The organism is Streptomyces sp. G7(2002) (assembly GCF_028870195.1).
GTDB lineage: Bacteria > Actinomycetota > Actinomycetes > Streptomycetales > Streptomycetaceae > Streptomyces > Streptomyces nigrescens.
This window is the reverse complement of the sequence record NZ_CP102609.1, coordinates 5,404,105-5,430,930: the sequence shown is the minus strand read 5'-3', so window position 1 is coordinate 5,430,930 and position 26,826 is coordinate 5,404,105. Positions and strand designations below refer to the sequence as shown.

At 72.8% G+C, this 26,826-nt stretch carries 17 protein-coding genes and 1 tRNA gene; 5 read left to right on the top strand and 13 right to left on the bottom strand.

Translation table 11 applies throughout. From position 1 onward, the window contains the following. Positions 1 to 7: 7 nt before the first annotated feature. The 8 genes from NUT86_RS23030 to NUT86_RS22995 form a co-directional block, all read right to left on the bottom strand. Positions 8 to 1,942, bottom strand: coding sequence for an APC family permease (locus NUT86_RS23030; RefSeq protein WP_093642070.1), 1,935 nt, complete (start codon positions 1,940 to 1,942; stop codon positions 8 to 10). A 46-nt stretch (positions 1,943 to 1,988) separates the two neighbouring features. After that, positions 1,989 to 3,416, bottom strand: a complete 1,428-nt coding sequence (locus NUT86_RS23025) for a SagB/ThcOx family dehydrogenase (protein WP_274737407.1) — start codon at positions 3,414 to 3,416, stop codon at positions 1,989 to 1,991. After that, complete coding sequence (locus NUT86_RS23020) at positions 3,413 to 4,450, bottom strand: lantibiotic dehydratase C-terminal domain-containing protein (RefSeq protein ID WP_159487034.1); 1,038 nt, start codon at positions 4,448 to 4,450, stop codon at positions 3,413 to 3,415. The genes NUT86_RS23025 and NUT86_RS23020 overlap by 4 nt, the downstream gene beginning before the upstream one ends. Continuing rightward, on the bottom strand, positions 4,434 to 6,962 hold the full coding sequence (locus NUT86_RS23015; RefSeq protein ID WP_274737406.1) for a lantibiotic dehydratase: 2,529 nt from the start codon (positions 6,960 to 6,962) through the stop codon (positions 4,434 to 4,436). The genes NUT86_RS23020 and NUT86_RS23015 overlap by 17 nt, the downstream gene beginning before the upstream one ends. Then, on the bottom strand, positions 6,959 to 7,948 hold the full coding sequence (locus NUT86_RS23010) for a hypothetical protein (RefSeq protein ID WP_274737405.1): 990 nt from the start codon (positions 7,946 to 7,948) through the stop codon (positions 6,959 to 6,961). The genes NUT86_RS23015 and NUT86_RS23010 overlap by 4 nt, the downstream gene beginning before the upstream one ends. A gap of 32 nt (positions 7,949 to 7,980) precedes the next feature. Then, a complete protein-coding gene (locus NUT86_RS23005) occupies positions 7,981 to 9,987 on the bottom strand; it encodes a TOMM precursor leader peptide-binding protein (RefSeq protein ID WP_274737403.1) in 2,007 nt (668 codons plus the stop codon). After that, positions 9,974 to 11,929 (bottom strand): group-specific protein, encoded by a 1,956-nt coding sequence (locus NUT86_RS23000; protein ID WP_274740585.1) that lies wholly within the window; start codon positions 11,927 to 11,929, stop codon positions 9,974 to 9,976. The genes NUT86_RS23005 and NUT86_RS23000 overlap by 14 nt, the downstream gene beginning before the upstream one ends. Positions 11,930 to 12,016: 87 nt before the next feature. Then, entirely contained in the window at positions 12,017 to 12,166 is a 150-nt protein-coding gene (locus NUT86_RS22995) for a hypothetical protein (protein WP_018090001.1), read from the bottom strand. Between the two features lie 300 nt (positions 12,167 to 12,466). On the opposite strand from NUT86_RS22995, the gene NUT86_RS22990 reads away from it, so the two are divergent. The 4 genes from NUT86_RS22990 (at position 12,467) to NUT86_RS22975 (ending at position 17,037) form a co-directional block, all read left to right on the top strand. Beyond that, complete coding sequence (locus NUT86_RS22990) at positions 12,467 to 13,651, top strand: YcaO-like family protein (protein WP_274737401.1); 1,185 nt, start codon at positions 12,467 to 12,469, stop codon at positions 13,649 to 13,651. Then, positions 13,648 to 15,018, top strand: a complete 1,371-nt coding sequence (locus NUT86_RS22985) for a TfuA-like protein (RefSeq protein WP_274737400.1) — start codon at positions 13,648 to 13,650, stop codon at positions 15,016 to 15,018. Before NUT86_RS22990 ends, NUT86_RS22985 begins: the two co-directional genes overlap by 4 nt. Positions 15,019 to 15,427: 409 nt before the next feature. After that, complete coding sequence (locus NUT86_RS22980) at positions 15,428 to 16,297, top strand: response regulator transcription factor (RefSeq protein ID WP_266440553.1); 870 nt, start codon at positions 15,428 to 15,430, stop codon at positions 16,295 to 16,297. Between the two features lie 17 nt (positions 16,298 to 16,314). Next, positions 16,315 to 17,037 carry a sensor histidine kinase gene (locus NUT86_RS22975; RefSeq protein ID WP_266440556.1) on the top strand — a complete coding sequence of 241 codons (723 nt, stop codon included), beginning with the start codon at positions 16,315 to 16,317 and terminating at the stop codon, positions 17,035 to 17,037. A gap of 31 nt (positions 17,038 to 17,068) precedes the next feature. On the opposite strand, the gene NUT86_RS22970 is transcribed toward NUT86_RS22975, so the two are convergent. Next, complete coding sequence (locus tag NUT86_RS22970) at positions 17,069 to 17,704, bottom strand: GNAT family N-acetyltransferase (protein WP_274737397.1); 636 nt, start codon at positions 17,702 to 17,704, stop codon at positions 17,069 to 17,071. Between the two features lie 790 nt (positions 17,705 to 18,494). Between NUT86_RS22970 and NUT86_RS22965 the strand changes: the two genes are divergently transcribed. Then, complete coding sequence (locus NUT86_RS22965) at positions 18,495 to 19,106, top strand: hypothetical protein (protein ID WP_274737395.1); 612 nt, start codon at positions 18,495 to 18,497, stop codon at positions 19,104 to 19,106. Between the two features lie 650 nt (positions 19,107 to 19,756). Here the strand turns inward: NUT86_RS22965 and NUT86_RS22960 are convergent. From NUT86_RS22960 to tmk, 4 genes are all read right to left on the bottom strand, one after another. Further along, positions 19,757 to 19,830: transfer RNA gene (locus tag NUT86_RS22960), tRNA-Thr, on the bottom strand. Between the two features lie 103 nt (positions 19,831 to 19,933). Further along, the gene (locus NUT86_RS22955) at positions 19,934 to 21,523 is read right to left on the bottom strand and encodes an alpha/beta hydrolase (RefSeq protein ID WP_026169700.1); all 1,590 of its coding nucleotides are present in this window, start codon (positions 21,521 to 21,523) and stop codon (positions 19,934 to 19,936) included. A 394-nt stretch (positions 21,524 to 21,917) separates the two neighbouring features. Next, positions 21,918 to 23,165: a DNA polymerase III subunit delta' gene (locus NUT86_RS22950; protein ID WP_018089994.1), complete on the bottom strand. Its 1,248-nt coding sequence runs from the start codon at positions 23,163 to 23,165 to the stop codon at positions 21,918 to 21,920. 238 nt (positions 23,166 to 23,403) lie between these two features. After that, positions 23,404 to 26,736, bottom strand: coding sequence for a dTMP kinase (gene tmk / locus NUT86_RS22945; RefSeq protein WP_274737392.1), 3,333 nt, complete (start codon positions 26,734 to 26,736; stop codon positions 23,404 to 23,406). Positions 26,737 to 26,826 lie beyond the last annotated feature (90 nt).

The following is a 26,826-nucleotide window of genomic DNA, read 5'->3' as shown; positions in this document are numbered from 1 at the left end:
GCCGCCCCTACCGCAGCTGCCACGGCACGTTCGTCACCGCGACCCCACGGACGAACAGCAGGGAGATCTTCAGGCGGAACGCCGTCTGGTTGTGCAGCAGATGCTCCCACCAGTGCGCGACGAGGTACTCGGGGATGAAGACGTTGACCAGCGTCCCCGGGTGCTCCCGCACCAGCTGGCGGACGTGATCGACCACGGGCTGGGTGATGTAGCGGTAGGGGGAGTCGAGGACGACGAGGGGGACGTCGATGTCCAGGGCGGCCCAGTCCGCGCAGAGCCGGCGGGTCTCGTCGGGGTCCACGTCCACGGACAGCGCGGTGACACGGCCGGCGCGGATGGCCTGGGCGTAGCGCAGGGCGCGCAGGGCGGGGCGGTGGACCTGGGAGACGAGGACGACGGCGTGGCTGTCGATGCGGGCATTGTGGTCGGTCTCCGCCTCACGTGACAGCGCCTCGTCCACGCGGCGGTAGTGACGGTGTATGCCGCGCATCGCGAGGAAGATCAGCGCCATGGCGACGAAGACGACCCACGCCCCCGACATGAACCGGCTGACGGTGGCGATCACCAGGACCGTCCCGGTCAGCACCGCGCCGAGCAGGTTGATGGCACGGGAGCGCCGCATCCGCCTGCGCTCACGGTCCGTCGGCGACGTTTCGCGCAGCGCGCGGTTCCAGTGCCGGACCATGCCGCTCTGGCCGAGGGTGAAGGAGATGAAGACGCCGATGATGTAGAGCTGCACGAGCCGGTTGGGGTCGGCGTCGAAGGCGACGATCAGCAGGCAGGCGCAGAGGGTGAGCAGCAGCACCCCGTTGCTGAAGACGAGCCTGTCCCCGCGGTGACGCAGCTGCTTGGGCAGGAACCGGTCCCGCCCCAGGATCGAGGAGAGGACGGGGAAGCCGTTGAACGCCGTGTTCGCGGCCAGGATCAGGATGAGCGCCGTGACGGCCAGGATGTAGTAGAAGAACGGGCTCGACGAGCCGCCGAAGACCGCCATGGCCAGCTGGGCGACGACGGTGCGCTGCGGATCGCTGCGGCAGTCCCCCTCGAACCCTTCGAGATCGCAGGTGTTCTCGGCCACCCGCACCTCGGAGAGGCAGGCGAGCGCGGTGATACCGACGAACATCGTCACGGACAGCGCCAGCATCATCAGCAGTGTGGTGGCGGCGTTGCGGGACTTGGGCCGGCGGAAGGCCGGCACCCCGTTGGCGATGGCCTCCACTCCGGTCAGCGCGGTGCATCCGGAGGAGAAGCCGCGCAGCGCGAGGAAGAGGATTCCGGCGGTGCCGAGGGCGGCGTGGCCGGGTTCCGGGTGCAGGACGTAGTCGGCGCTCTCGGCGCGGGGCAGGTGCCCCGTGACGAGCTGGACCAGACCGGTGACGATCAGTCCCAGGATGCCGATGACGAACGCGTAGGTGGGGACGGCGAAGGCCCGTCCCGATTCGCGTACGCCCCGCAGGTTGAGCAGCATCAGCAGCAGGACGCAGCCGAGGGTCAACTCCACCCGGTACGCGTGTAGTTGAGGAACCGCCGAGACGATGTTGGCGACGCCCGCGGAGGTGGACACGGCCACGGTGAGCACATAGTCGACGAGGAGGGCGCTGGCGACCGTGGTGCCGGCCCGGTCCCCCAGGTTGCGGGTGGCGACCTCGTAGTCGCCCCCGCCACTGGGATAGGCGTGGACGACCTGCCGGTACGAGGCGACGACGGTGCACAGAAGCAGCACGACGAGCGCGGCGAGCCAGGGCGTGAGGGAGAGGAAGGCCGTTCCGGCAACGGACAGTTTGAGCAGCATCTCCTCGGTGGCGTAGGCCACGGAGGAGAGGGGGTCGCTGGCGAAGACTGGAAGGGCGATGCGCTTGCGCAGCAGGGTCTCGCCCAGCTTGTCGCGGCGTACGGGGAGTCCGATCAAGATGCGCTTGGACACCATGGTGATCCAGGGCATGAGGCTGCACCTTTCGAGGAGGGTCCGGGGCACGGGCGGTGCGTACTCAAGGGGCCGTCGGAGCACTGCCGATCAGGAAGGCGCCGACAGGGATCTCGTCGTAGGGGTCGAGGCCGAAGGCGTGCACAGGGGTGTCGCTGTCCCCGCCGCCCAGGGCACACACGGACAGGCCCATCGCGGTGCCGACGAGGTAGAGGGTCTGCAGCAGCACGCCCGAGTTCTTCAGCGTGAGGGCGTACGCGTGCGCCGCGTACTTCCACGACAGGCGCTTGATGCGGGACACCACGGTGAGATGCACGTCCGGCGGGGGTGCGCCGCCGGTGGCGGCGGCCGACTCGTGCAGCAGGCGGTCGACGGTGCCGGGACCGCCGGGCAGCGCGGTGAGGGCGTGCCCCAGGGGGTCGTAGTGGTACAGGCCGCGGTCGAGCCCGTCGCAGCGGTGTACCGCGAGGTACAGCTCCAGTTCGTGGGCCGACCCCGCGCTGGGGTAGGGGCGGCCGGTCACCGCGTAGTGCCGGCCCTCCTCGGGGCGGGCGTCCAGCAGGGTGCGCACCCGGGCGGCCCGGTACAGGTACGCGCCCAACTCGGCCAAGGACAGGGGATGTTCTCCGTAGGCGCGGCGTGAGGCACGGTTCTCCAGGACGTCGGTGAAACTGCGGTCCTCGCGGGCGACCCGGCCGAGGTCCGGACGGTGCAGGCGGACGGTGCGTCCCGGCCGGGCGGGGGCGACCGGAGGCGGAGGCGGCTCGGTGTCGCGCAGCGGGTAAACAGGGCCGTACTGCCGGTCGCGGAGGCCGGCGCGGCTGCCGTCATGGGCGAGCAGTTCATGGAACGACCAGCCGGCGGGGAGCTCGGCGGCAGCCGCACGGCTCCTGTCGTCGGCGGGGTGCAGAAAGCCGGTGGCGTGCAGGAGGGACCGCAACGCGTCGACGGAGTCCGCGGGCAGACCACGCACCGCACACCGCAGTTCGGCGGCGGTGAGCGGTCGGGCCAGGGCCGCGAGGGCCGCCGCCGCCCGGCCGTCCTCGATGCGCACCCGGAAGCGCGACCGCGGTGACTCCAGAGCGAGGCTGTCGCCGACCGGCCGGAGATGGGCGGCGCGGGCGAGGACGACCGGCGCGTCCGGTGCGGGCTCCCGGCCGAAGGTGGCTTCGGGGGCGAGCGGTACGGCGGTGGCCAGGACCTGCGCGTCCGCGGTGATGTGCCGCAGCAGCGTGTGGCCGAGCCGGTCCACGGCGTGCCGCAGCAGGGCGAGCTGAGGCTCGGCGGGCGTCTCCGCGCGTGCGGCGGTACGGATCCGCTCCGCCAGCCCGTCGAGGCTCGCCGGACCGTCCGCCAGGGTGCGCAGCGCCGCGGCCAGCTGAGGGGCGTACGGACCGGTCGTGGTGGCGCCCCAGCGGTGCCGCACGATGAGCAGGCCCCGCTCGTCGTGGAGGGTGGTGCCGGGGTGGAGGGACAGCAGGTGCACGGTCATCGTCGGCGGGCCCCGGCTCCGGCACCGCTCAGGTCACCGCACGCGCGGGCGGCGAAATGACGCAGCAGGGCCTCCTGCGGTCCGTACAGTCCGAGCCGGTTGCACATGAGGTGTGCGCAGCGGTTGACGGTCAGGGCGGTGCGCGGGCCGGGCAGGGAGAGCAGGGACGGGTCGTCGCGCAGGGCGTCGAGCGCGGGGGCGAACTCCCCGTCCCGCTCCAGGACTTCGAGCTCCCCGTGCAGCCGGGAGACGCTCCGGTGCCAGCTGCCGAGCGGTCCCTCGGCACCGTCCGGCCGCAGCGTCGGTCCGGCATCCAGCAGATGGCCGGCGCGTCGCACCAGCGCGGTGCGGCTCCGTTCGTAGGCGCGGTCGAAGCCCTCGGTGTCGTAGTCGGGTCCGAGCATGCGGCGCCAGGCCTCGGCCCCGGCACGCAGACAGGCGAGCCGCCGGTCCGCGTCGGGTTCCACGACGGTCCAGGCCAGCAGCAGGACCGCGAACCCGGCCGACAGCCGCTCGGCGAGGCCGGGGCGGCCGGCGAGCAGCGTCCCGGCGCAGCGGCTGGCCGCCATGAAGTGCCGCTCGACGGCGTCGAGAGAGGCTCCGGAGCCGTAGCGTGCGTGTTCCGGCCGGTAGGTGCGCGGCTCCGCGCAGTCGTGCAGACCGCGCCAGGGCTCGTACGCGGGGAGTCCCTCTCGGGCGGCGGACTCCGTGGCGAACCGCAGATAGGCGTCTTCGTCGACGGCGCGCGGCGACGGATGGCGCTCCAGCCAGTCGTTCCACCGCTCCACGAGTTCCCGTTCGGTGCGGCGGGAGGCGTCACCCGGCGGGCCGGCGGCCCGCACGCGCACCCGCAGATGCGGTCCGCCTTCCCAGTAGCGCAGGAAGAAGTGGCCACGGGCACGGCCGGACCGGGCCAGGTCCGTCACCGCGGGAACGACGGCGTCCAGGACCAGGGCGTCGAGGTCACCCTGGTGGAACAGGTGCACGGCGATCCAGTGCCCGGGGTCCACCGGTGCGTCAGGCGCGTGGCTCATGAGGGTCTCCGGGGAGTTCGACGACGAATTCGCTGGTGTAGGGATCGGTGCCGGGCACGCCCGGATCGGGCAGGGCCTCCTCGATGTGGACCACGGTGTCCGGTCCGCCGAGGGAGCGTGCGAAGGCGGTGACCAGGAGGGGGCTGGCGAAGTCCACGTAGGCGGGCTTGTATCCCTTGTCCGCGAACGCGTCGGAGGTGGGACCGCCAGGGCGTCGGGTGCGGACGAAGCAGCGGTCGGGCAGTCCGAGGTCACGACGCCAGGCCAGCAGCCTCAGCAGGTGCTCGTGGTCGCGCTCGCCCGGTGCACGGCGGGGAAGGGCGGCGGCGCGCCCGAGCCAGGTCGTGCGGCGCAGCACCACACGGCCCACCTCGATGCGGGACAGTCGCCGAAACCCCCGGTCCGGGACGTCGTCCGTGAACGGACCGGGCAGGAGGGGGTGTCCCGTGCGGAAGAGCGTGTGCGGGTCGCCGAACAGCCGCAGGACGACGGCCAGCGGGGGCGGCAGCAGCAGCGGGCTCATCAGCCCGAGGTGGACGGGCACCAGGTCGGCGCCGAGCCGTGGCGCGTGCAGGGCGGGCAGCCCGGTCGCACGGTCGAGGTGGACGGTCACGGCGCCGAGCGGCACGCGCTCGGGGGCCGGGCGGGTGCTGCGGACGAAGGGGTGGTCGAAGGCATGGGGCAGGGTGGGCCGGCGCAGGTTGGTGTTCGAGGCGTACAGCCCGCCGATGTCGACGGGCAGCGGGCCGTCCGCCCTTCCGTGTCCGGGGCCCGGCGGGACCGCGCGGCCGTGCGCCAGGGCCTGAATACGGTCCAGGCGGCCCCGCCAGTGACCGTGGCCGACGGTAACGGAGTTGAGCACGGCGCGGGGCCGGCCGCCGGGGCCGTGCAGGGGCTGAACGTAGTAGGCCAGGCTGAGCGGCGGTCGTGGTGAGGTGAGGTCCGCGGGGAGTTCACCGCGGAGCAGCGTCTCAAGGACCTCGGCGCGGCGGTCCGCGAGAGCGTGCAGGACGGGTGACGGGCGCTCGCGCAGGAGACCGTCCTCGGCGCCGGAACCCGGCCGCAACAGGGAGCGGACATGCTCGGCGGTGGCCGACCGCTCGTCCTGCAGCCCGTGCAGGAAGGTCAGCAGCGGCACCCGCGCACCCCGCCCGTAGCGCTCGGCGAACCATGCGGCGGCCATGTACCGGGCGGGCAGGTCGCGGTCGAGGACGGCCAGGGCCCGGCCGGTCGCCGCCAGGTCGGACAGGAGCAGGGCCCAGGGTCCGCGGGCGAGTTCGGCTGCCGGCCCCGTCAGCACGGCGTCCTCGTGGAACGGGCGGCGTTCGAAGGCCTCGCGCGGCGGCGGCAGCCCGAGGCTCCTCTCCACGGTGTGCAGACGGGCGCGGACGGCCCCGTCGAGGTCGCGCCGTTCGGTGTGGTCCGCCGCCTGTGGGTGCCGCAGCAGCGCGGTGCGCAGCCCCGTCAGGGCGTCGAGCGTGCCGGCGGGCACCGCCCGGGTGTGGCGGGTCAGCCACTCGGTGAACGCCCCCAGTGGGCAGGAGTCCAGGTCGTCCAGGGGAACGTCCTCCAGGAGGATCCCGGCGGCCACGAAGCGCCGGACCGCGGGGCCCGCGCTCCCGGCGGTCATCCCGTCCACCTGCCCGATGGCGTCGCGGAGCTGGGGAAGCCGAGCCGGCGCGGGAAGGCAGGTGACTTGGGACGGGGGCCCTGGTGTGAGGACCCGGAGGGCATCGGACGCGGTGTCGAGTGCGGGGTTGGGCCGCAGGCGCAGACCGTCCCTCAGACCGGGCTCGGCCTGCAGCACGGCGTGGGCGATGCGGCGCAACCGGGCCAGGTTGAGTTCCGTGTGGGTGGTGCGCTGTTCCAGGTCGCCCATCCGGAGCCAGGGCCCCTGATCGGTCCAGCGCCCGCGTCCGGTGGCGGTGAACGCGCCCTGCGGGCTGGTCTTCACGGCGGCGCGGGCCAGGTACCGGGCGAGGCTCACGAGAGCCTTGCCGGCCGGCGGTCCGCTGCCGGGTGCGGCGAGCCAGCGCTCCAGTACGTCGTCGAGTTCGCGGCTGGCGTGCAGCAGTCCTTGCCGGAAGCGGGCCGAGGCCACGGTGTCGCGCAGCGCGCTGTGCACCTCGGGTGTCTCCGCGGCGAGGGCGGCGGCCAGCTCCTCGCGTTGCGCCTCGTACAGGTCACGTCTGTCGAGCCAGCGCCGGATGCGGTCGGCCAGCGGTCCGGGAAGGGCGGACCGCACGGCGGAGTCCCATTCGGCCGGACGCGGGGCACGTCCCCGGTGTACCGCGCGTCGCAGACCGACGACACGGGGCTTGAGCCGTGGATCGGGCAGCGCACCGATCACGGGGTGCAGGGCGTCCGCGAGGGAGCGGCCCTCTTCGGCGATCTGCTCCTGTGCGTCCAGGAGGTGCTCGGCCGCGGCGAAGCTCTTCGGGGTGCGCAGTACGGCGAGCGCGGAGCGGGGGACGCCGGCGACGCGCACCAACGGATCGGACGGAGTGTTCATGGCAGTCCGGGGAGGGCGAGAGGGATACGGATGCGGGGCTCGGGACGGGCCCGGCCGAGGGTGACGTGGCACACCACCTCGTCTCCGCCGGGTCCCATCCCGAGCAGGGGCGCTGCCGCGGGCGCGGGCCGGTCGTCGCACCAGGCGGTGAGTCCCCGGCCGGACACCGCGGTCTGCAGCCGGAGGGCTTCGGTCACGGGGCCCTGGCCGGAACCGGCGAGGTGCACGGTGGCCGCCGCGTCGGCCAGGGCGGCAGCGGCGGCGTGCCCGCCACGGGTGAGGACATGGGCGAGCGGCGCGGTGTGCCCGTGCCAGACGGCGGTGAACGCCCCGTCGGCGCCGTCGGCCCGATAGACCCCCGGAGCCACGCCGTCCACACAGCGCACACTCACCCAGTACGGGGGGACGGGTGCCGCGGCACCCAGCAGGGCGTGCAACTCCTCGGCGGTGAGCGGGGCCGGCGCCGGCAGATAGGCGGGAGGTTCGGCCGGCAGGGCGGCCAGGGCGTCCGCGAGGCCGGTTCCGGGCGGGGCCGGCACCGGGGCGCGGGCCGCCGAAGGGGCGTGCAGGAACAGGGTGTCCGGGCCGCCGGGGCCGGTCCGGGCGCACAGGCCGCTCGCCGCGGCCACGAGCTGCACCCGCGCCACGGCGCTCCGGTCGCCGCCGGGGAGCCGCAGGGCGAGGTCCGCGTCGTGCGGCGAGCCGGGGCGGCCGTCGGGCACGAGGGCATGCGCGACCAGGTCGTAGTGGTAACCCCCGGGCGGGATGGGGGCGTTGGTGCCCGCTGTCAGCCGGACTCCGTCCGCGTCGGCGTACCGGAGACCGGTCCGGCCGCCCGGCCGTGCCTCGAACGGGCCCGGCCCGCAGGCATGGCCCAGCACGGCGGCCAGCTGCCAGAGGGCCACCGGGTGCGGTGACCGCGTCGCGGAGAGGCAGCCCCGGGCGGCCCGCAGGGCGTCGGTGACCGTGCCCAGGGGCGGTGCCACAGGCAGGCGGAGGATGCCGCGTAACCGGCCGGTCATGGGAACGGGTGGGGGTCGGAGGAGAGGGCACCGGTGAGCCGCGGCAGCCCTTCGGTACGCCGCATGAGCGGTCCGTAGGTCACCGTGGCGGTACCGGGGACGACCACCTTCACCGCCGACAGGTCCCAGGCGGCGAGTTCGGCGGTGGTCTGGTCGACCGCGAGCACATCGAGGCCCCAGTCCAGATAGCGCTGTACGAGGTCGCGCAGGGCGTCCGTGAGATCCCGGTGGGGCCGCGGCAGTCGGCGGCCGCTGTGGACGTCGGTGAAGGGGCGGGGCGGCTTGCCGTCGAGGAGGAACGCCAGGCGCGGGAAGGCGTCAGGGGCGGCGGCCGCCAGGGCGTGGTCGGCCGGGTGGGCGATGAGCGACGGGTCGCGGGCCAGCCGGCGTGCCCGCTCCTGCTCGGCCGGATAGCGGGACAGCAGCAGGCTCAGATGGGGCGCCAGCTCCATCAAGGCGCGTACGGCGGCCTCCTCGGGGTCGAGGTGCGCACCGGCCGCGACGGCTGCCCGGGGCGTGTCCGGCCGCTCGTCCTCGTCGACGGCGAGCGCCACGACGCAGGGGATGTGGCAGTCCAGGGTGGCATCGAGCAGATGGATGCGGTGGCCGCTGCTCTGGGCGAGGTGCTCGGCGAGAAGCGGCACGAACCGGTTCTGCGCACTGCCGGGATCGATCGCGTCGAGCGGTGTGCGCCGGTACCAGGCGGTGAAGAAGGCATCCCGCTCGGCCACTTCGAGCAGCCCGTGCAGCTGGGCCTCCTCGGGACAGCCGCCCAGCGCGCAGCCGTTGGAGACCTCGAAGACGAAGGCGGGGTCCTGCTCGGTGGCCGAGAGGAAGTACACGTAGGAGCGCGGCAGCAGAACGGGCTGAGCGCGCCGGTACGACCATGCCCACACCCAGTCGGTCACCTGCTCCTCGCCGAAGCGGCGGAACGGGAAGCCGGGCAGGTCGTAGTGGCTGTCGGGGTGGAGGCCCAGGGTCCGCGGATCGACGGCGCGGTCCCGCACCTCGGCGTAGGCGGCACGGACCGTGGTGCGCCGGGCCCGCGGCCGGACACTCACATACCGCTCGACGCCCTCCAGCAGCGCAGCGGCCGTTGCCGCACGCCAGTCCCTGCCCGTGCCCAGCCCGGCCTCCGGCTCACCGCCGCCGGGCAGGGCGAGGGGCGCCCGGGCCAGCGGAACGGCGGCGGACAGTGCGCCCGCCCCGCGCAGCAGCCCGGTCTCGGGGTCGGCGAGGACCTCGCGCAGCCGCTGCGGATCGGGGCGCCGGAGCCGGTACCCCGCGTCCCGGCCGGCCGTGGGACGCGGGCTGAGCGTGCCCGGCGCGGCGTCGGGGCCGTCGTCCGGCAGCCCGCCGCAGTGGGGGCAGCACGGGTCGGGCAGAAAGCGGTGGCGGCTCACATCGAGGTGGCGCAGGTCGACGACGGTCATCTCGGACGTCGGCCGGTGACCGGGTAAGGGGTGGCCGGGTAAGGGGTGGCCGGGTGATCCTGCGCCGGTCGGCGACGCCTCGACGGGCAAAGCCCCGTCGGCGCCGGGCAGCGCCGCCAGACGGGCCGCCACGAGGTGTGCCGTCACCATGGCGGCCGCGCCGGTGAGCAGGGTGGCCGGCTCCGAGGCCAACTCGGCGGCGTAGCGGTCGCGCACGGCGCTCACCACCGGCCAGTCCTCCCGTGCGTGCGCCCGGCGCATCCGCAGGCAGCGGTCGCATCCGGGGGTCCCGGGGACGACCACGGGGCCGACCACGGCACGGCCGACCTCGGTCCAGACGGGGAGCCAGGGGATGCCCGCCGCGGCGGCATCGCGTCGATACCGGTCGTGCGCGGCATCGGCCTCCCATGCGTCGCTCACCGTGAGCAGAGCGGCGCATCCTGCCTGATCCAGGGCCCCTCCCGAAGAGGCGCGAAGGGTGAACTCCCCTTCGGCGGCCAGGGTTTCGGCGACGGCGCGGTGCAGCAGGCCGTCCCCGGCGATGGCTACGACGACGTCAGCGTGGTTCATGAAGGGCTACCCGGGCCACGTAGGGAGCAAGCGTGTGGAAGGCCGTGTCGTGGACGAGCGGCATCACGTACCCGAGGCAGCCCTGCCGGTCCAGGTGCCCGGCAAGACGGGTGACCCGCTCTCCGGCCGTCGCGCCGGGCAAGGGCCCGGGTACGGCGTCGGTGACGGGGGCCGGTGCCGCGAAGGCACCGGCCGGCGCGTCGGCCGGCCGCGGACGGCCCTGCTGCCGGGCGAGGAGCAGATCACGGGCAGCGGCGGTGAAGGCCCCGGCCGCCGTGGCGGCACAGCCCAGGGCGCCGGGTTCGCCCTCGGCCGCCAGGGCGATCAGAGGTGCCCCGGCACCGCGGGACACGTCCCGGACCTCCGGTGCGGGACCGAGGGCACACAACAGCCGCCAGTGGCGGACCGCTTCGGAATCGGCCGCCAGAGCGTCGGGCGCGAGCCTGGGGTACGGAACCGAAGCGACGGCCATACGCCGGCGGACGAACTCGCGCACGGCGTCGTAGAGGGCCTCCTCCACCGCGGCGTCCCAGCTCTCCGCGCAGACGGTGCCCTCGGCGACGAGCAGCCCGCTCCGGTGTGTCCCGGAGGGCCGGTCCGGCGCCGATGGCGCGGGCAGTCGCTCCGTACGGCCGTCCGTCAGGCGCGCGGCGAAGACATGGACGGCTTCCGGCGTTTCCGGGGCGCCCCATGCCTCACGGGCCACACGGACAGCGTGTGCCGCGGCCGCGCGGCGCAGCGCCACGGCGCGCGCCGCCCGCGGATCGAGGGATGCGCCGACGACGACGTCGCCGGCCACGGCACACCGCGCCACCGTGAGGGGTATCTGGTCTCCGTGGACCGTCGTGGGCTCCCCCCACGGACCGGTGAGGTCATCGGCGCAGGCGGCGAGACGCCCGGTCAGCTCGTCGGCCGGGACCGGGGGTCCTTCGCGCAGGGATGCCATACGGCGGCCGAACTCCGCGGCAGCGCCCTCGGGTTCCGTGCCGGCCGCGCCCCGCACGGGCGGCCCGTCCGGCCTCGGCAGCACGCGATGCCGGTGCGCCGCGAGTGTGCCGAGGTCGATCCGGAGGCACTCGCGCACCGGACCTTCGTCCAGGGCGCTCTCGTCCGCTGCGCTCTCGTCCGGCACCCCGGTCAGCAGCCGGAAGACGGACAGGGCCAGCCGCCCGCCGACGAGCGCGGCAGCGGCCACACCGGGCTGCCGCGCACCGGGCTGCCGCACACCGAGCTCCGCACCGTCCGGCGCCGGACCGGCAGCCACCCTGTGCCGCACCTCGGCCCATCGCGGAGAGCCGGAGTGCGGCAGCAGCCAGCAGTCCCCGTGCCGTCTCAGGGCACGGAACAACGGCCTGTCGTGGCAGGCCTGTTCGGCCGCGGCCACGGCGGAGGCCGATCCGGGGGTCGTGCCGTCGCCCGCGTACACCACGGCGTCGGCCCGCCGGGCCGCCGCGTGCAGCTCCTCGTACGGCGGCCGCGCCCCCAGGGCACATACCTGCCGCAGTCCGCAGGAGAGCAGGGCGTGTTCGGTCGCCGCGCGCAGCGGGCCGTCGCCGAGGAGCAGGACCTGTGCGGTGCGGTAGCGCTCGAAGCGGTGCTCGGGAGAGTCGAGCCAGTGACCGATGTAGGCGATCTCGTGGGCGTGGCGTCGCAGCTCGTCGTCGTCGAGGCCGTGCGGCAGCTCGTCCCCGGGTTCCCTCACGAAGCCCTGCCGCCGCAGAGTGTCGAGCAGGCGCAGTCCCACCGCGCGGTGTCCGGCGGGGAGCCGGTCGAGGGCGGGGTCCACGTCCTGTACGCCGTCCAGCAGCGGGCGCAGCTGCTCCAGCCAGGCGTGGACGAAGGCACCCCGCAGGGCGAGCGTGCCGGACGGACCGAGCACCGCCGCGCCGTCGGCGGTCGGCGCGAACCGGACCTGCCGTACCAGCCTCAGCCGGCGGCCCATGGCGAACACCCCTCTTCCTTCCGGGCTCGTACGCGCGGGGTGACCGGCCCCGGCCAGATCATGTGCCGGAGGCCGGTCGTCGGAGTGCTACGACAGCGCGCAGGAGCTGCTGGCGCTCTGACAGCAGGCGTAGGCCCACGCCGAGTTGGCGTCGCCCTCACCCTGAGCAGACTCCGACCCGACAACCTCGAACATCTCGTCACCGAGCTGCTCAAGGTCGAGGAGGGTGTTCTCCATTTCCCTGTTCCTTTCGGTCGTCCGGCAATGACAACCGCATTGATATCCCGTCCCGGCAACGCCGGTACCCCTCCCTGCACCTCCCGCCGCCACTCCCCCTCCTCCCCTCCTGACCTGCGACGACAACACCTCAAAAACCCTCCTCTGCAATACCCATGACGTTCTCCTTACGCACTTCTTCCGGTGCACTCACAGAAATTTTCCGCATCGCTGCACCAGTGCTTCCCTCCTGCTGTCCGGGCCTTTCGGTAGGACCGTCGATGCTGATCCGCAGGCCACGGAGCAGGGGAAGGGGGACGCGTGCGGAAGGTTCATTTCGACGGCACACACCGCGTCCGGCATCCAGAGGAGACCTGGGCGGTCATCGACCGACTGCGGGGAACGTTCGGCATCACCCGCGTCGCCGATGTGACCGGGCTGGACACCCTGGGCGTGCCCGTGGTGATGGCCGTGCGGCCGGCGGCCAAGACCCTCACCGTCTCCCAGGGCAAGGGCACCTCGCTGCTGCTGGCACGCATCTCCGCCGTCATGGAGTCCGTGGAGCTGTGGCACGCCGAGTACGCGTGCCCGGCCTCCGAGGTGCTGGGCACCCCCGCGTGCGAGCTCACTCTGCCGTACGACGTGCGCGATCTGCAGCAGCACCACGGCAGCCTGCTGAGCGAACGGACGCCACTGGACTGGGTGGTGGGCACCGACGCGGCGACCGGGGAGAAGACCCTGGTCCCCCGCGCCTCCGTCGGCATCGACTACCAGGTGTCGGAAGCCTGGCAGCCGCCGTTGCTGCACGGCTCGACCAATGGTCTGGCGAGCGGCAACAGCTACCACGAGGCGGTCACGCACGCGCTCCACGAGGTCATCGAGCGGGACTGCACCGCGGCGATCGGCTCGGTGCCGGTCTCCGAACGGCGGCATGTGGACCCGTCGACCGTGGACGACCCGATGTGCGTGGGCATGCTGGGGCGGATCGCGGACGCGGGGGCCTGGATCGAGATCGCCGACGTGCCCAACCGCTGGGGACTGCCCTGCTTCGTGACGTACCTCTGGTCCGAGGACTTCCCCGCGCTGGCCGTCGGCTCGGGGGTCCACAGCTCCCCCGCCGTGGCGCTGAGCCGCGCCGTCACCGAGTCGGCACAGAGCCGGCTGACCGCGATCGCCGGCAGCCGCGACGACCTGTCCGCCGCACTGTTCTCACCCGCTCCCTCCGCGGCCGGGCGAGCTCCGGTCACCCAGGGGGACGTGGTCGGGTGGGCGGACGTCTCCGCTCCGGTCCACCAGTTCGCCGAGGACACCGACGAGACACGGTGGCTCGCGGACCGGGTGTGCGAGCTGACCGGTTCGCCGCCCGTGGTCGTCGACCTCAGCACCCACGACGGCTTCAGCGTGGTCAAGGTCGTCGCCGCGGGTGTGACGTTCGACGGACGGCACGAGATCCCCCGCCCCCTCGCCCCACCTGCCTCTCCGCCCGCCCCGAAGGAGTCCGCGTGACCACCCACGTGTTCGTCGGACCCACCATGCCCGCGGACGAGGTCCGCCGGGCCGCGCCCACCGCGGTGGTGCACGGCCCGGTGCGGCACGGCGATCTGCTCGCCCTGTCCACCGGCCCCCGCGACACGGTGCTGATCGTCGACGGGGTGTTCCACCAGAGCGCCCCCGTGCGGCACAAGGAGATCCTCGACGTCCTGGCACGTGGCACCCGGGTCGTGGGCGCCTCCAGCATGGGCGCGCTGCGGGCCGCCGAACTGTGGCCGTACGGCATGGAGGGCGTGGGCCTGGTCTTCGGCATGTACGCACGCGGCGACCTGGAGGCCGACGACGAGGTGGCCGTAAGCCATCTCCCGTCGGGCGACCACCGGCAATTCACCGTCCCCCTGGTCAACCTGCGCTGGACGGTCGCGAATGCGGTGGCCGAGGAGGTGCTGTCCGCCGAGGCCGGCGACGCGCTGCTGGACAGGGCAAGAGCCCTGCACTACACCGAACGGACCTGGCCGGCCCTCGTGCACGCCACTCGGGAGGCGGACCCGTCGTCCACCGACGCTGCCGTGCGGTTACGGGAGTTCGCACAGCGCCATCCCGAACTGTCCGACCTCAAGCGCCGGGACGCGCTCGTGGCACTGTCCCACTGCGCACATCCCCGCCGTCCGGCCGTCTCCCCGTCCACACCGGCCTGGCTGTCCCCACGGACGATGTACCTCGCCCGTTGGTGCGGCCTCTTCCGTCCCGCGACGCCCGGCAGACACCCGGCCGGGGTCTCCGAACTCGACGTGCTGCGCTTCCAGCAGCTCTACGCCCCGGACTTCCCCGCCCGCTACCGCCGGTACGCCCTCGCACGGATCGCCCGCGAGCACCGGTCCCCGGATGACCGCGATCCGGCACCCGCCGCCATCGCTGCGGCCGCCGAACGCGGCATCACCGCGGAGCTGCTGCCGCAGGAGGCGTGGGAATACTGGCTGACACCCGAGGAACGGCGCGGCAGCAGTCCGGAAGGCCGTCTCCTCACCCTGCTGGTGCGGTCCTTCCGGGCCGCTCCGGGTGCGGCCCCCTTCCATGACGCACCCGACGCGCTGCGGGGAACGGACGACGCCTGGGCGGCCAGCGCCGACGCCGTGGCCGCGGCCGGCCGGCTCAACGAGCAGATGGCACGCACCGGAACCCACCGCACCCCCGGGCACCTGCCGCACAGCGTGGTCCGCCGCCACCTGGCGGAGGCCTGGCAGGGCAGCGGAAGCGGGCACCTGGAGGCCACGGCCCGCGACCGGGGCTTCCTCGCCCTCACGGAGGCCGAAGAGGCGGCCCGGCACTTCGTCCTGCTGCACCGGGCCCGGCCCGCTGCATACCGCTTCACGGCACTCTGACGCCTGCCCTTCGCAAGCTCAGCCTTCCCCCTGCCCTCCCCCGGCCCTTCCCCCGCGACGGCCTCTCCCCCACCGTCATGACGCGCCCACCAGCAGCCCCCCACCACGCCTCCGGCAGGGCGCGCCGCCCTCCAGAACTGCACTCCTCCGCCTCTGAGTTGGCCTCCCATAACATCCTCGCTCATACGAGCGAACGGCGTTAAGATCGCGACAGTTCCTGCGATCCACAGCCGGCCGCATCGAAGCAGCACCCGATGCCGAACCTCATCAGGCACCCACCTTCCACACTCGGTCGGGGACGGATTGACCGGCGCGGATCGGCCGGCACGACAACCGCATAGGGGGAAGGCTCTTCGACCAGGACCTTCCACCGCTGTCATGCGCCACGAACGGGGAAGGACGCAGTTCCATGAACGTTCTGATCGTTGAGGACGACGACGGAGTGGGCGAGGCGTTGGAACAGGCCCTCGGCTTCCACGGATTCCTGACACACCGGGTCTGTACCGGCGCCGAGGCACTGGAGCGGCTCACGGACACGAACCTCGTCCTGCTCGACCTCGGCCTGCCCGACCTCGACGGGTACGAAGTCTGTCAGCGCATCCGCGATCGCTCGTGCGTCCCGATCATCGCACTCAGCGGACGCACCAAGGAGCTGGACCGCGTGCTGGTGCTGCACATGGGCGCCGACGACTTCATCCCCAAGCCTTTCAGCCGCTATGAACTGGTCGCGCGCATCGGAGCTGTCTCCCGCAGGGCCAGAGGCTGTCGACAGCACGGAACGGGCCAGTTCACCCCCGGCAGGCCCGCCGCACAGTCCCCCACCACCCCCACGGACTTAGCCCCCCTGCCCCCGTCGGCCCCACCCCCATCCCCATCCTCACCCCCGTCCCCGTCCCCGTCCCCGTCCCCGTGCCAGACTTTCGCGCCCCTCGCCGCGGAGCACCGGGTCGAATCGCACCGGAGTACTGGCCAGGCGCCACTGCAGGTCGGCCCCCTGCGCCTTGAAGCACGCACCCGCAAGGTCTTCGTGCACGGCGAGGAAATACACGTCACCAGGAAGGAATTCGACCTCCTGGCGATGCTGATGGAGGCACCCGGCGCCGTCATGGGGCGTCAGGACATCATGTCCCGGGTGTGGGACGAGAACTGGTTCGGCTCCACACGCACGCTGGACGTCCATGTCGGGTCACTGCGCAGCAAGCTCGGCAGTAGCGAGTGGATCGAGACGGTGCGCGGGGTCGGCTACCGCCTGACGATTCCGGCCGCCGCGCACACCTGAGACAGGAGGGACCGCCCGTGAGCGTCACCCCGCCCCCTCCCTTACCCGTTCCGGCTCCCACCCCGACCGTGGAGGACCCCTCCGCCGTCGCCGCCGCTGCCGCGCACCAGGTCCGCGGCCCCCTCTCCTCCATCCAACTCCGCCTGGAACTGCTGAGGGACCGGCTCACCGGACCGCCGAACGCCTCTGCCCGGCAGGAGATCCAGGACATCCTGCGGGAGATGGAGCGGCTCTCCGAGATTCTGGGCCAAGTCCTTGCCTGGGGCGCTGTTGATCACAGCTCCGGCCCCGTGGAGACGGTCGATGTCCTCGGCGTAGCCGCCACACGTGTCGATGCCTGGGCCGCCCAGGCCTGCGTCCGCGGGGTCCGGCTGTGCCTGGACGGCGTCGCCGTCACCGGCACACAGGTCCGAGGCAGCCTGGAACAAGCCCTCGATGTCTTCCTGGAAAACGCCCTGCACGCCGCGCCCGAAGGCAGCGACATCTGCGTCACGGTGTACGCCACGCCCTCACTGGTCCGCGCGGAGGTCCGTGACCAGGGCCCCGGTATGTCGGACGAGGAGATCGCGCGTGCCTGCGAGCCCTTCTGGCGCGGAACCGCCGGCCGCAGCCGCGAGGGCACCGGCCTCGGCCTGACCGTCGCCGCCGCCCTCCTCGCCGCTTCGGGCGGCCACCTCGAACTCGGCAGGGCCCCTACGGGCGGGCTACGCGCGATCGCCGTACTGCCGGTGGCCGACTGACGGGCTTCCTGAGCACCGGGCCGAGCCCCCGCTATCGGCCCCGGCGCAGGGTGTACGACCACAAATGGTCCACCTCGATGAATCCGGCTGATTCATACAGGGCGTTGGCCGCTGTGCGGTCTCGTTCTCCGCCGGGGGGCTCATCGTCGTCCACGTACAGGACCACCTGATCGGCGCCCAGGTCACTCAGGGCTTGGAGCGCGGAGCCGAGCACGGCGCGGCCGAGGCCGTGCCCCCGTGCGTCGGGGCTGACCTCGATCCACCACAGGACGCCGATGCCCTGGAGCGGCAGGCCGATGACCGCTTCGGCGACCGTCCGGTCGTCGCGACGGACCTGCAGTTTCCGCGCCGCACGGCGTTCCGGCTCGGCAACGATGCGGATGTCCGAGACCCGTGGCAGCTCGGGGCGCGGCAGGTCGGCGCGCATACAACGCCACAGTCGCTCCCCGGCGAACCCGGCGTGTTCCAGTGCCGCCCGCGTCACGGGCCGGTGACGGGCCGGCAGCGCCTCAAGGCCCTGGGTGAGCGCGGTGGCGAACTGAAATGCCTCGACAGGGCGCGGTGGCAGTGTGGTCAGCGCGTGGGCGATCAGCGCCTCGGCCACGGTCGCGTCCTCACGGCAGTGCAGCCACTGAATCAGCCCCGTGTCATCCTTCGTGCGCCGCACACAGGAGATGACCCCCACAAGGCCTCCGGCAGCACTGACGGCCACGTGAACGGCCGGCGGTCCGAACTCACCCCACCAGGAGTCTTCTTGGGCAGCACTGCCTCGCATGGCCTCCGCCAACATGGCGGGAGTGACTTGCGGCTGCCCTGGAAGCCGGTCCGCGTCGATCACCGCCAGAACGGCCGTCTGATCCATCGGGCCGTAGGGACGCAGCGTCACAGGCCCCGGGGAAGACGCGGATGCAACCATGGTCACTGGTCACCTCTCTGTCCGGTATGACTGATGTCGCGAGGGCCGGAAGAAAACCCCCAGAGGAAGTCACCGCCCCCTTCCCATACGGCATCGCGATCGAGCCGGGAGTGCGTCAGGAGGAGCGGCACCTGCGTCTGCGGGCCGGCATGGGCAATCAGCAGACCGATTGCCTGTTCAAGTCTCTTGCACAGCTGGGTGCTCTCGTCGTGCTGAGGGACGACGGCCCTGCACGCCGTCAGGGAAGGTCGGCTGTACCGAGCGGCGCACACCTCGTTTGATGCCTTCTGCCTCGAACGGTGGACCATTAGTCAGAACCACGTCACGGGCCTGATTTGCGCGTGGCGTATCACTGAAGCGCTGTTCGAGATGGAATTAAACGGAGCGGTTCCTATAGGCACCATGAAGAAGCCCGCTGGGGCCGGAAGATCGCCGGTATCCGGTGGGGGATTCCCTTCGCGGAACACCGGGTTGTCGGCCTGCTACGCGGGGATCGGCGTGGCGTGGCATCAGCTGACGGGCAGGATGCGAAACTGACATGGTGTCTGCCACCACCGACGCCATTCAGGCGGCCACAGGTGTGGCTGCCCTGGTCGTTTCCGTATTGGCACTACGAGAGACTCGCCTACTGCGAGTGAAGGACGCGTCCTCGAAGTCGACTGGCGCCGCTGTCAGTCCCGCACGCAGGCCGAAGGCACCCGAACCGCCATCACCCGCCCCCACGGCCGCCGAGCCTCGTGACACGCAGCGCTTGCCAGCATTGACGCAACCGGCGACGTCCGGGCCCACCACGCAGTGGGTCGTCGCGCGTGCCGTGCTCGTCGGGGCCATCTACGGTTTTCTGTTCGATGCGCTGCATGACTGGCCCCTGCTGCAACTGACATTGTCGTTCGGTGTTCTCGCCATTGCGATTGGCCTTTTCGTGTCCCTCCGATTTGCTCCACTCGAGCGCACAAAAAAGACAAAGCTCCTCGGCATCGTAGGTGGCCTTCTCGGAGCGTCAGTTGCCTCAATTTTCACTGCATTCACTACCCGAAAGCAGTCATTGCCCACACAATGGGACATCGTTAGTGCAGTCGCACTCCTGGTCGTTTTGGTTGTCTGGTTTCTCGTCGACAAGCGTCGAGCCGACCGTCAGCAACCACCACACTAAGCGGCTGGCGTTTTGCTCGGCCAAGCGTTCTGGGGGGGCATCCTGCCGGTAGAGCACGCCGTTCTTCTACGGGCCAGCTCCTGCGCCGCGCGGGCCTCATGGACCACCTGTCCCGCAACCGCGCCTACACCAACCCCGCCCGCCTTGCGGGAGTGACCAACCAGACCAACATCCTGCGCGGAGTCGGGTTCTGTGCCAGCAGGGCGCAGCAATGCGTGCACGATCACGCGTGCACCGTGGCGAACACGTGCCGCTCCGAACGGCACCCGCAAGTGCCGAACGTGCCGGCGATAACGAGCCGACGAGCACTTCATCGCCGACGGGAGGTGACCAATGCCCTGCCTGAAACTGACATGCCGCCGCCGCGGTCGCCGCCGAGTCCCGCGAAATGTGCGTCGACGACTCTTGGTACTCCGGCGACCGCAAGCGCCTCACCGAGGTCTACGCCCGCGACCAGCTGCGCCCCGACGGAGGCCTCCGGCCTCCATGGGGACGTCGACCGTCGTCGCCCGGCCAGCGTGACGACCGGCCAACCTGATGGCCACACAATGGCCACACACGAGGGAGCAAAGATCCTTGCGTTCCGCCCCCGCAAGATCCCGCATAAGAAAAAGCCCAGGTCACGAGCTATGTGACCTGGACTTTCTTAGAGCCGCCTTCGGGATTCGAACCCGAGACCTACGCATTACGAGTGCGTTGCTCTGGCCAACTGAGCTAAGGCGGCGTGGTGCGCGGCCCAGTCTACACATGGCGGAGGGGTGCTCTGTAACGCGTTCAGGGGCTGGTCAGAGGGCGGCGGGGTGAGAGGGGGACGGGTGTGGTGTGGGTCACTTGCAGCGTTTGCCCTTCGGGGGGACGGTGCCCTTGAGGAGGTAGTTGTTGATCGCGGTGTCGATGCACTGGCTGCCGCGGCCGTAGGCGGTGTGGCCGTCGCCCTCGTAGGTGAGGAGGGTGGCGCTGGAGAGCTGGGCGGCGAGGGCCTTGGCCCAGGTGTAGGGGGTGGCCGGGTCGCGGGTGGTGCCGACGACGAGGATCGGGGCGGCGCCCTTGGCCTCGATGCGGTGGGCCGTGCCGGTGGGCTTGACCGGCCAGTACGCGCAGTTCAGGGCGGCCCAGGCGAAGTTTTCGCCGAAGACCGGGGAGGCCTTGCGGAAGCTGGGCAGGGCGGCGCGGACCTGGTCGGGGCCGTTGAAGGCGGAGGCGAGGTCGAGGCAGTTGACGGCGGGGTTGGCGTACATCTGGTTGGCGTAGGTGCCGTTCGGGTCGCGCTCGTAGTAGCTGTCGGAGAGGGTGAGCAGCCCGCGGCCGTTGCCGGCCTTGGCCTGGGCCAGGTATTCGCGCAGGACGGGCCAGGCGCGCTCGTCGTACATGGCGGCGACGACGCCCGTAGTGGCGAGGGATTCGGTGAGCTTGCGCTCCTCGCCCGTTGCCACCGGATGGGCGTCCAGCTTTTTGAAGAGGGCGGAGAGCTGACGGCCGGCGTCCTCGACGCTCGTGGTCCCGAGCGGGCAGTCCTTGTGCTTGATGCAGTCCGCGGCGAAGGCGCTGAAGGCGGTGTTGAAGCCGGCGGTCTGGTTGAGGTTGACGGTGCGGGAGTCGAGCGCCGGGTCCATGGCGCCGTCCAGGACCATGCGGCCGACGCGGGAGGGGTAGAGGCCGGCGTAGGTCGCGCCGAGGAAGGTGCCGTAGGAGGCGCCCACGTAGGTGAGCTTCTTGTCGCCCAGGACGGCGCGCAGCACATCCATGTCGCGGGCGGCCTCGATGGTGGAGACATGGGAGAGCAGCTTGCCGGCGCGGGACGCGCAGCCCTTGGCGAAGCTGCGGTAGGCGCTGATGAGCTTGTTGACCTCGGCCGGTGAGTCCGGGGTCACATCGGTCTGGGTGTAGCGGTCCATCTGCTTGTCGGTCAGGCACTCGACCGGTTCGCTGTGGTCCACACCGCGCGGGTCCATCGCCACCAGGTCGTAGCGCGCGCGGACCGGGGCGGGCTGGGGCGCGTACTGCTGGAGGTAGTCGATGGCCGAGCCGCCGGGGCCGCCCGGATTGACCTGGAGGGAGCCGATCCGGCTGCCGGGGCCGGTGGCCTTCTTGCGGGCCACCGCGAGCTTGAGGTCGGTGTCCGCGCTGGGCTTGGCGTAGTCGAGGGGCGCCTTCATCGTGGCGCACTCGAAGCCCGCCACGCTACAGGGACGCCAGCTCAGCTTCTGGTCGTAATACGGGCGGAGGCTTGCCGGAGTGGAAGCCGGGAGGGGCGCGAGGGAGGCGGCCTCGGCGGGGCGCTGGACACCGGCCTCCGTCCTGTGGCCCGGGGACGCCTCACTGCCGGGGGACGAACTCCCCGAGGAGCAGCCGGAGATCAGCAGAGCGGTGGCCGCGAGAACGGCGGCAGAGGTGCGGAGCAGGCGGCTGGTGGCCATGGGCGGTCCCTTGGTCTCGGTCCCTGGGAGTGGAGTGTGGAGTGTGAAGTGCGGAGTCGGTCCCTGGATGTGGAGTGCTGTGGAGTCCGGTGCGGTGGATGGGGCCGGTGGATGAAGTGCGGCGGATCAAGTGCGGTGGATGGAGTGCAGGTACTGCACGGGTACGGCGTGCCGTGCGGGGAGGGGAGCGCTGAGCGGTCGGGCCGGGGCGGTCCGGGCCCGGCTTCAGGCAGAGAGCCGGCTTCGGGCCGGTAGGGCGGATAGCGGTTGGCAGGTGACAGGTGACAGGAACACTCCCGCACGGAGAGTATCCGGGTGAGGACGTGGTGTGTGCGGCTCCTGGAGTAGACGGCCGGGTGACCGGCGGGGCCGGTGCCCTGGGTGGGTGGGGTGGTCAGCCGGCGCGGAGCGCCACCGTCATCGCCTCGACCGCGAGGAGGGGGGCCACATTGCGGTCCAGGGCCTCACGGCAGGCGATGACGGCTTCTATACGGCGGAGGGTGCGCTCGGGGGTCGATGCGGTGGCGATGCGCTGGACGCTGTCGCGTACCTCGTCGTTGGCGAGGGGTACCGAGGCGCCCATCTGGAGGGCGAGGACGTCGCGGTAGAAGCCGGTGAGGTCGACCAGGGCCAGATCGAGGCTGTCGCGCTGGGTACGGGTCGAGCGGCGCTTCTGCTTGTCCTGGAGTTCCTTCATGGCGCCGGCCGTGCCGCGCGGCAGCCGTCCGCCGGTGCCGGCGGCGGCGCCGAGCGCGGCGCGCAGCTCCTCGGTCTCCTTGGTGTCGACCTCCTCGGCGACCTGCTTGGCGTCCTCGCCCGCGGCGTCGATCAGCTCCTGGGCGGCCTTGAGGCAGCCGCCGATGTCGTCGACGCGGAGGGGGAGTTTCAACACGGCCGTCCGGCGGGCCCGGGCGCGCTCGTCGGTGGCGAGGCGGCGGGCCCGGCCGATGTGTCCCTGGGTGGCGCGGGCGGCCCGGCCGGCGGCCTCCGGTTCGATGCCGTCCCGGCGGACGAGGACATCGGCGACCGCGTCGACCGGCGGCGTACGCAGGGAGAGCAGGCGGCAGCGCGAGCGGATGGTGGGGAGGACGTCCTCCACGGAGGGGGCGCAGAGCAGCCAGACCGTACGGGGCGCGGGCTCCTCGACGGCCTTGAGGAGGACATTGCCGGCGCCTTCGGTGAGGCGGTCGGCGTCCTCCAGGACGATCACCTGCCAGCGGCCGCCGGACGGGGAGAGCGAGGACCGGCGGACCAGGTCGCGGGTCTCCTTGACGCCGATGGACAGCAGGTCCGTACGGACGATCTCGACATCGGCGTGGGTGCCGATCAGGGCGGTGTGGCAGCCGTCGCAGAAGCCGCAGCCGGGGCCGCCGCCGAGGGCGCGGTCCGGGCTGACGCACTGCAGGGCGGCGGCGAAGGCGCGGGCGGCGGTGGAGCGTCCGGAGCCGGGAGGGCCCGTGAACAGCCAGGCGTGTGTCATCTGGGAGGCGCCGCTGCGGTCGGCGGAGAGCTCCGGCCGCTCACCGGGCGGGGGCTCCTGCCCCGCCCGCTCCGCGGAGACCAGGGCGTCCGCATCGCGCGCGGCCGCGGCCAGCGTCGCCGTCACCCGGTCCTGGCCGACCACGTCGTCCCATACCGCCATCGCTGTCCGCCGTTCCTGTGCCGATCCCGTGCTGCCCGTGCCGCGCGGTGTGCGGGTGCGCCCGGCCTCGCACACCGCGCAGCGCTCCGCGCCTGACCCATTGTGGTGCAACCCACTGACAAACGAATCCGGAAGCCGGCGCCGGGTGGCCGGACGCCCCCTCCGGAAACGGAGAACGGCCGTGGCCGCAGCTTTTCCGCTGCGGCCACGGCCGTTCGTACGGGGGCGTCCCGGCCGGCTAGCCGCGCCGTCCCTGGCCGCCGCGACGGCCGTCCTCGCCCCTGCCGTCGTCCGCTTCCTCGTCCCCGCGCGGGCCCAGCAGCTCGTCGGCGAGCGTGGGCAGATCATCCAGCGGGGTCTCCTCCGCCCATTCGGGGCGGGGGCGGCTGCGCTGCGGGATCTCCACGGGGTGGCCCGTCGCCGGGTCGATCTGCGGGAGTTCGCGGGTGCGCTCGACGCGTGACTCCGCGGGGGCGGACCGCTGTCCCGACGCCGCGCCGTTCCCGCCGGCCGCCGCGTCCGGTGTCTCCTTGCGGAACATCCACGGCGGCACGCGGTCGGCGGGGTCACCGCTGCGCCCGTCGTCACCGCGTACGTCGCCCCGTACGGGCGGCAGCACGGCGGTCTCCTCCACGTCCGCGCCGGTGTCCAGGCCGCGCCAGGGGTCCTGCGCGTCCCGCACCGGGGGCAGCACCGCCGTCTCGTCCGCCGCACGGGGGACGTCACCGCCCGGTGTCCCGGGCCGCGGCAGCGACTCCTCGGTCCGCTCGCTGTCCGAGCCGGAACCGGAGGACGGGGACGCGTCGTCGGGCGCGCTCTCGCCGAACCGCTTGCGCAGATCCGCGACGTAGGTCTCCGCCGTGGGCGCGTCGGCCGCCTTCGCCGCCTCGGCCGCTTCGGCCGCGGCCTTGGCCTCCGCCGCGGCAGCCGCCTCGGCCGCCGCCTTCCGCGCCTCCTCGGCGCGCACCAGGGCCGCCTCGGCCTTGCGCTGCTTCTCCAGGCGGCGCTCCTCGGCCTCCTTGCGCAGCCGCGCCTCCTCCTCGTGCTGCTTGCGCAGCCGCTCCTGCTCGGCCTGGCGGGCGCGTTCCTCCGCCTCGCGGCGGGCCCGCTCCGCCTCGGCGGCCTGCCGGGCCTCCTCGGCGCGCTTGCGGGCCTCCTCGGCCCGGCGGGCCTCCTCGCGCGCCCTGGCCGCCTCGGCCTCCTGGCGCTTGCGCTCTTCCTCCTCGGCGCGCAGCCGGGCGAGCTGCTCCTGGCGCTCGCGCTCCAGGCGCTCCGCCTCCGCCTTGCGCGCGGCCTCTTCCTCGGCCTTGCGGCGGGCCTCTTCCTCGGCGGCCTTACGGGCCTCGGCCTGCGCCTGGAGCTCGGTCTCGGACAGCGGGAGCACCTGGTCGAGGCGGTGCCGTACGACGGTGGTGACGGCTTCCGGTTCCTGGCCGGCGTCGACGACCAGATAGCGCGCGGGGTCGGCGGCGGCCAGGGTGAGGAAGCCGGCCCGTACCCGCTGGTGGAATTCGGCGGGCTCGGACTCCAGCCGGTCCGGTGCCTCGGTGAAGCGCTCCCGTGCGGTCTCCGGGGAGATGTCGAGCAGCACCGTCAGATGGGGGACGAGACCGTCGGTGGCCCAGCGCGAGATCCGGGCGATCTCCGTGGGGGCGAGGTTGCGCCCGGCGCCCTGGTAGGCGACCGAGGAGTCGATGTACCGGTCGGTGATGACGACCGCGCCGCGCTCCAGGGCCGGCCGGATGACGCTGCTGACGTGCTCGGCCCGGTCGGCGGCGAACATCAGCGCCTCCGCACGGTCCGAGAGCCCGGACGTCGAGACGTCCAGGATGATCGAGCGCAGCCGCTTGCCGATGGCGGTGGCGCCCGGCTCGCGGGTCACCACGACCTCGTGGCCCTTGCCGCGGATCCACTCCGCGAGCGCCTCGACCTGGGTGGACTTGCCGGCGCCGTCGCCGCCCTCCAGGGCGATGAAGAAGCCGGTGGGGGCGGGCGCCTGCGCCGGGTCGCCGCCGCGCAGCGCCTCTCGCAGATCACGCCGCAGCGGTACGCCCTGCCGGTCGTCGACCTTGCCGAGCACCAGCGCGGCGACCGGCAGCAGCAGCGCACCGGCCAGCATCAGGGTGTAGGCGGCGCCGCCGTACGCGAAGCTGAAGGGGCCGTCGCCGACGTGGTGCGGGCCGATGACGGCCGCGAGCAGCGGCGCGACGATGGCGGCCAGCGCGATGGAGAGCCGGACGACGGCGTGCAGATGCTCGGTCGTACGGGCGGTGCGGGATTCCTCGGACTCCTGGTCCAGCAGGACGTGCCCCGTATTGGCGGCGATGCCGGCGCTGATACCGGCCAGCAGCGCGAGCACCAGCACCGTCGTCGGGTCCGGGACCAGGCCCATGGCCAGCAGCGCGAGACCGGTGGCGGCCACCGCGAGGGCGAGCAGCCGGCGCCGGGAGAGCGTGGGCAGCACCCGCTGGGCGCCGCGGATGCCGACGGCCGTGCCGCCGGTCAGCGCCAGCACCAGCAGCGCGAAGGCGGCCGGCCCGCCGGCCAGGTCGTAGCCGTGCAGGACGGCGAGCGAGACGGCCGCGGCGAGGGCTGCGGCCACCGCGGCGCAGGCCGCCACCAGCAGCGGGATCGCACCCGTACGGCCCTTGTCGACGGCCGGGCGGGCGGTGCCGTCCTCCGGCTTCTCGCCCTGGACCGGCTGTCCGGTTTTCGCTCCTGCGGCCTTGGGCCGGCGCAGTCCCTCCAGAGGGGAGCGCGGCCGCGGCGTCGGCACACCGGGGAACTCGATGAAGTAGAGGATCGATACGGAGGCGGCGAACAGCCCGGCGGCGACATACGAGCCGAGCGCGGCCTGGTGGAGGTGGAACCAGTCGATGCCGGTGCCCAGCAGCTTGCTGATGAGGGTGACGACCACCAGGGCGGCGGCCGCGATCGGCAGCGAGACGAAGGCGGTGCGCAGCGAGAGGCGGCGCAGGGCGTCCATGTTGTCGGGCAGCGGGCGGACCGCGGCGCCCTCGGGGGGCGGGGTGGGCAGCAGCCCGGGTGCGGCGCTCTCCCGTGCGACGGTCCAGAAGCGTTCGGCGACACCGGTGACGAAGACCGTGACCAGCAGCCAGGCCAGTGCGTCGTCCGGCGTCCAGTCGATCCAGAGGGGCGCGATGACCAGCAGCGCGAGCCGCAGCACATCCGCGCCGATCATCGTCCAGCGCCGGTCCAGCGGCCCGGCGGGCGCCGTCAGCGCGGACAGCGGGCCCAGCAGGACGGCTCCGAAGAGCAGCATCGCCAGCATCCGGGCCGCGAAGACCGCGGTGACCGCGAGGGCGGCTCCCCGATAACCGCCGCCGAAGACGGCTTCGCCGCCCAGGGGGACGTACAGCGCCGCCTGCAGGGCGAGCAGTACGAGGACAAGCATGGACAGGGCATCGCCGATGCCCCCGACAAATTGGGCGCTCCACAGTCGCTTCAGTGGGGGGAAGCGGAGCAGGGCTCGCACGGCGCGCTCGCGGGAATCCGCCGCTAGGGCGCCTGAAGTGGGGGTCACGACCGTTGGCTGCTCGGCACGCGTCATCTCGCCAGCCTATCGATACGGCGCGGAGCGTCGAGCGCCTGCCCGAACAAAGGGGCGGGCCCGACGGAACGTGTCCGTCTTGCCCGCCCT

Coding starts and splice junctions, on each gene's coding strand:
- NUT86_RS23005 (WP_274737403.1), bottom strand. CDS start 9,987: ATGAACCACGCTGACGTCGTCGTAGCCATCGCCGGGGACGGCCTGCTG.
- NUT86_RS23000 (WP_274740585.1), bottom strand. CDS start 11,929: ATGGGCCGCCGGCTGAGGCTGGTACGGCAGGTCCGGTTCGCGCCGACC.
- NUT86_RS22980 (WP_266440553.1), top strand. CDS start 15,428: ATGAACGTTCTGATCGTTGAGGACGACGACGGAGTGGGCGAGGCGTTG.
- tmk (WP_274737392.1), bottom strand. CDS start 26,736: ATGACGCGTGCCGAGCAGCCAACGGTCGTGACCCCCACTTCAGGCGCC.
- NUT86_RS23020 (WP_159487034.1), bottom strand. CDS start 4,450: ATGAGCCACGCGCCTGACGCACCGGTGGACCCCGGGCACTGGATCGCC.
- NUT86_RS23025 (WP_274737407.1), bottom strand. CDS start 3,416: ATGACCGTGCACCTGCTGTCCCTCCACCCCGGCACCACCCTCCACGAC.
- NUT86_RS22995 (WP_018090001.1), bottom strand. CDS start 12,166: ATGGAGAACACCCTCCTCGACCTTGAGCAGCTCGGTGACGAGATGTTC.
- NUT86_RS22950 (WP_018089994.1), bottom strand. CDS start 23,165: ATGGCGGTATGGGACGACGTGGTCGGCCAGGACCGGGTGACGGCGACG.
- NUT86_RS23030 (WP_093642070.1), bottom strand. CDS start 1,942: ATGCCCTGGATCACCATGGTGTCCAAGCGCATCTTGATCGGACTCCCC.
- NUT86_RS22955 (WP_026169700.1), bottom strand. CDS start 21,523: ATGGCCACCAGCCGCCTGCTCCGCACCTCTGCCGCCGTTCTCGCGGCC.
- NUT86_RS23015 (WP_274737406.1), bottom strand. CDS start 6,962: ATGAACACTCCGTCCGATCCGTTGGTGCGCGTCGCCGGCGTCCCCCGC.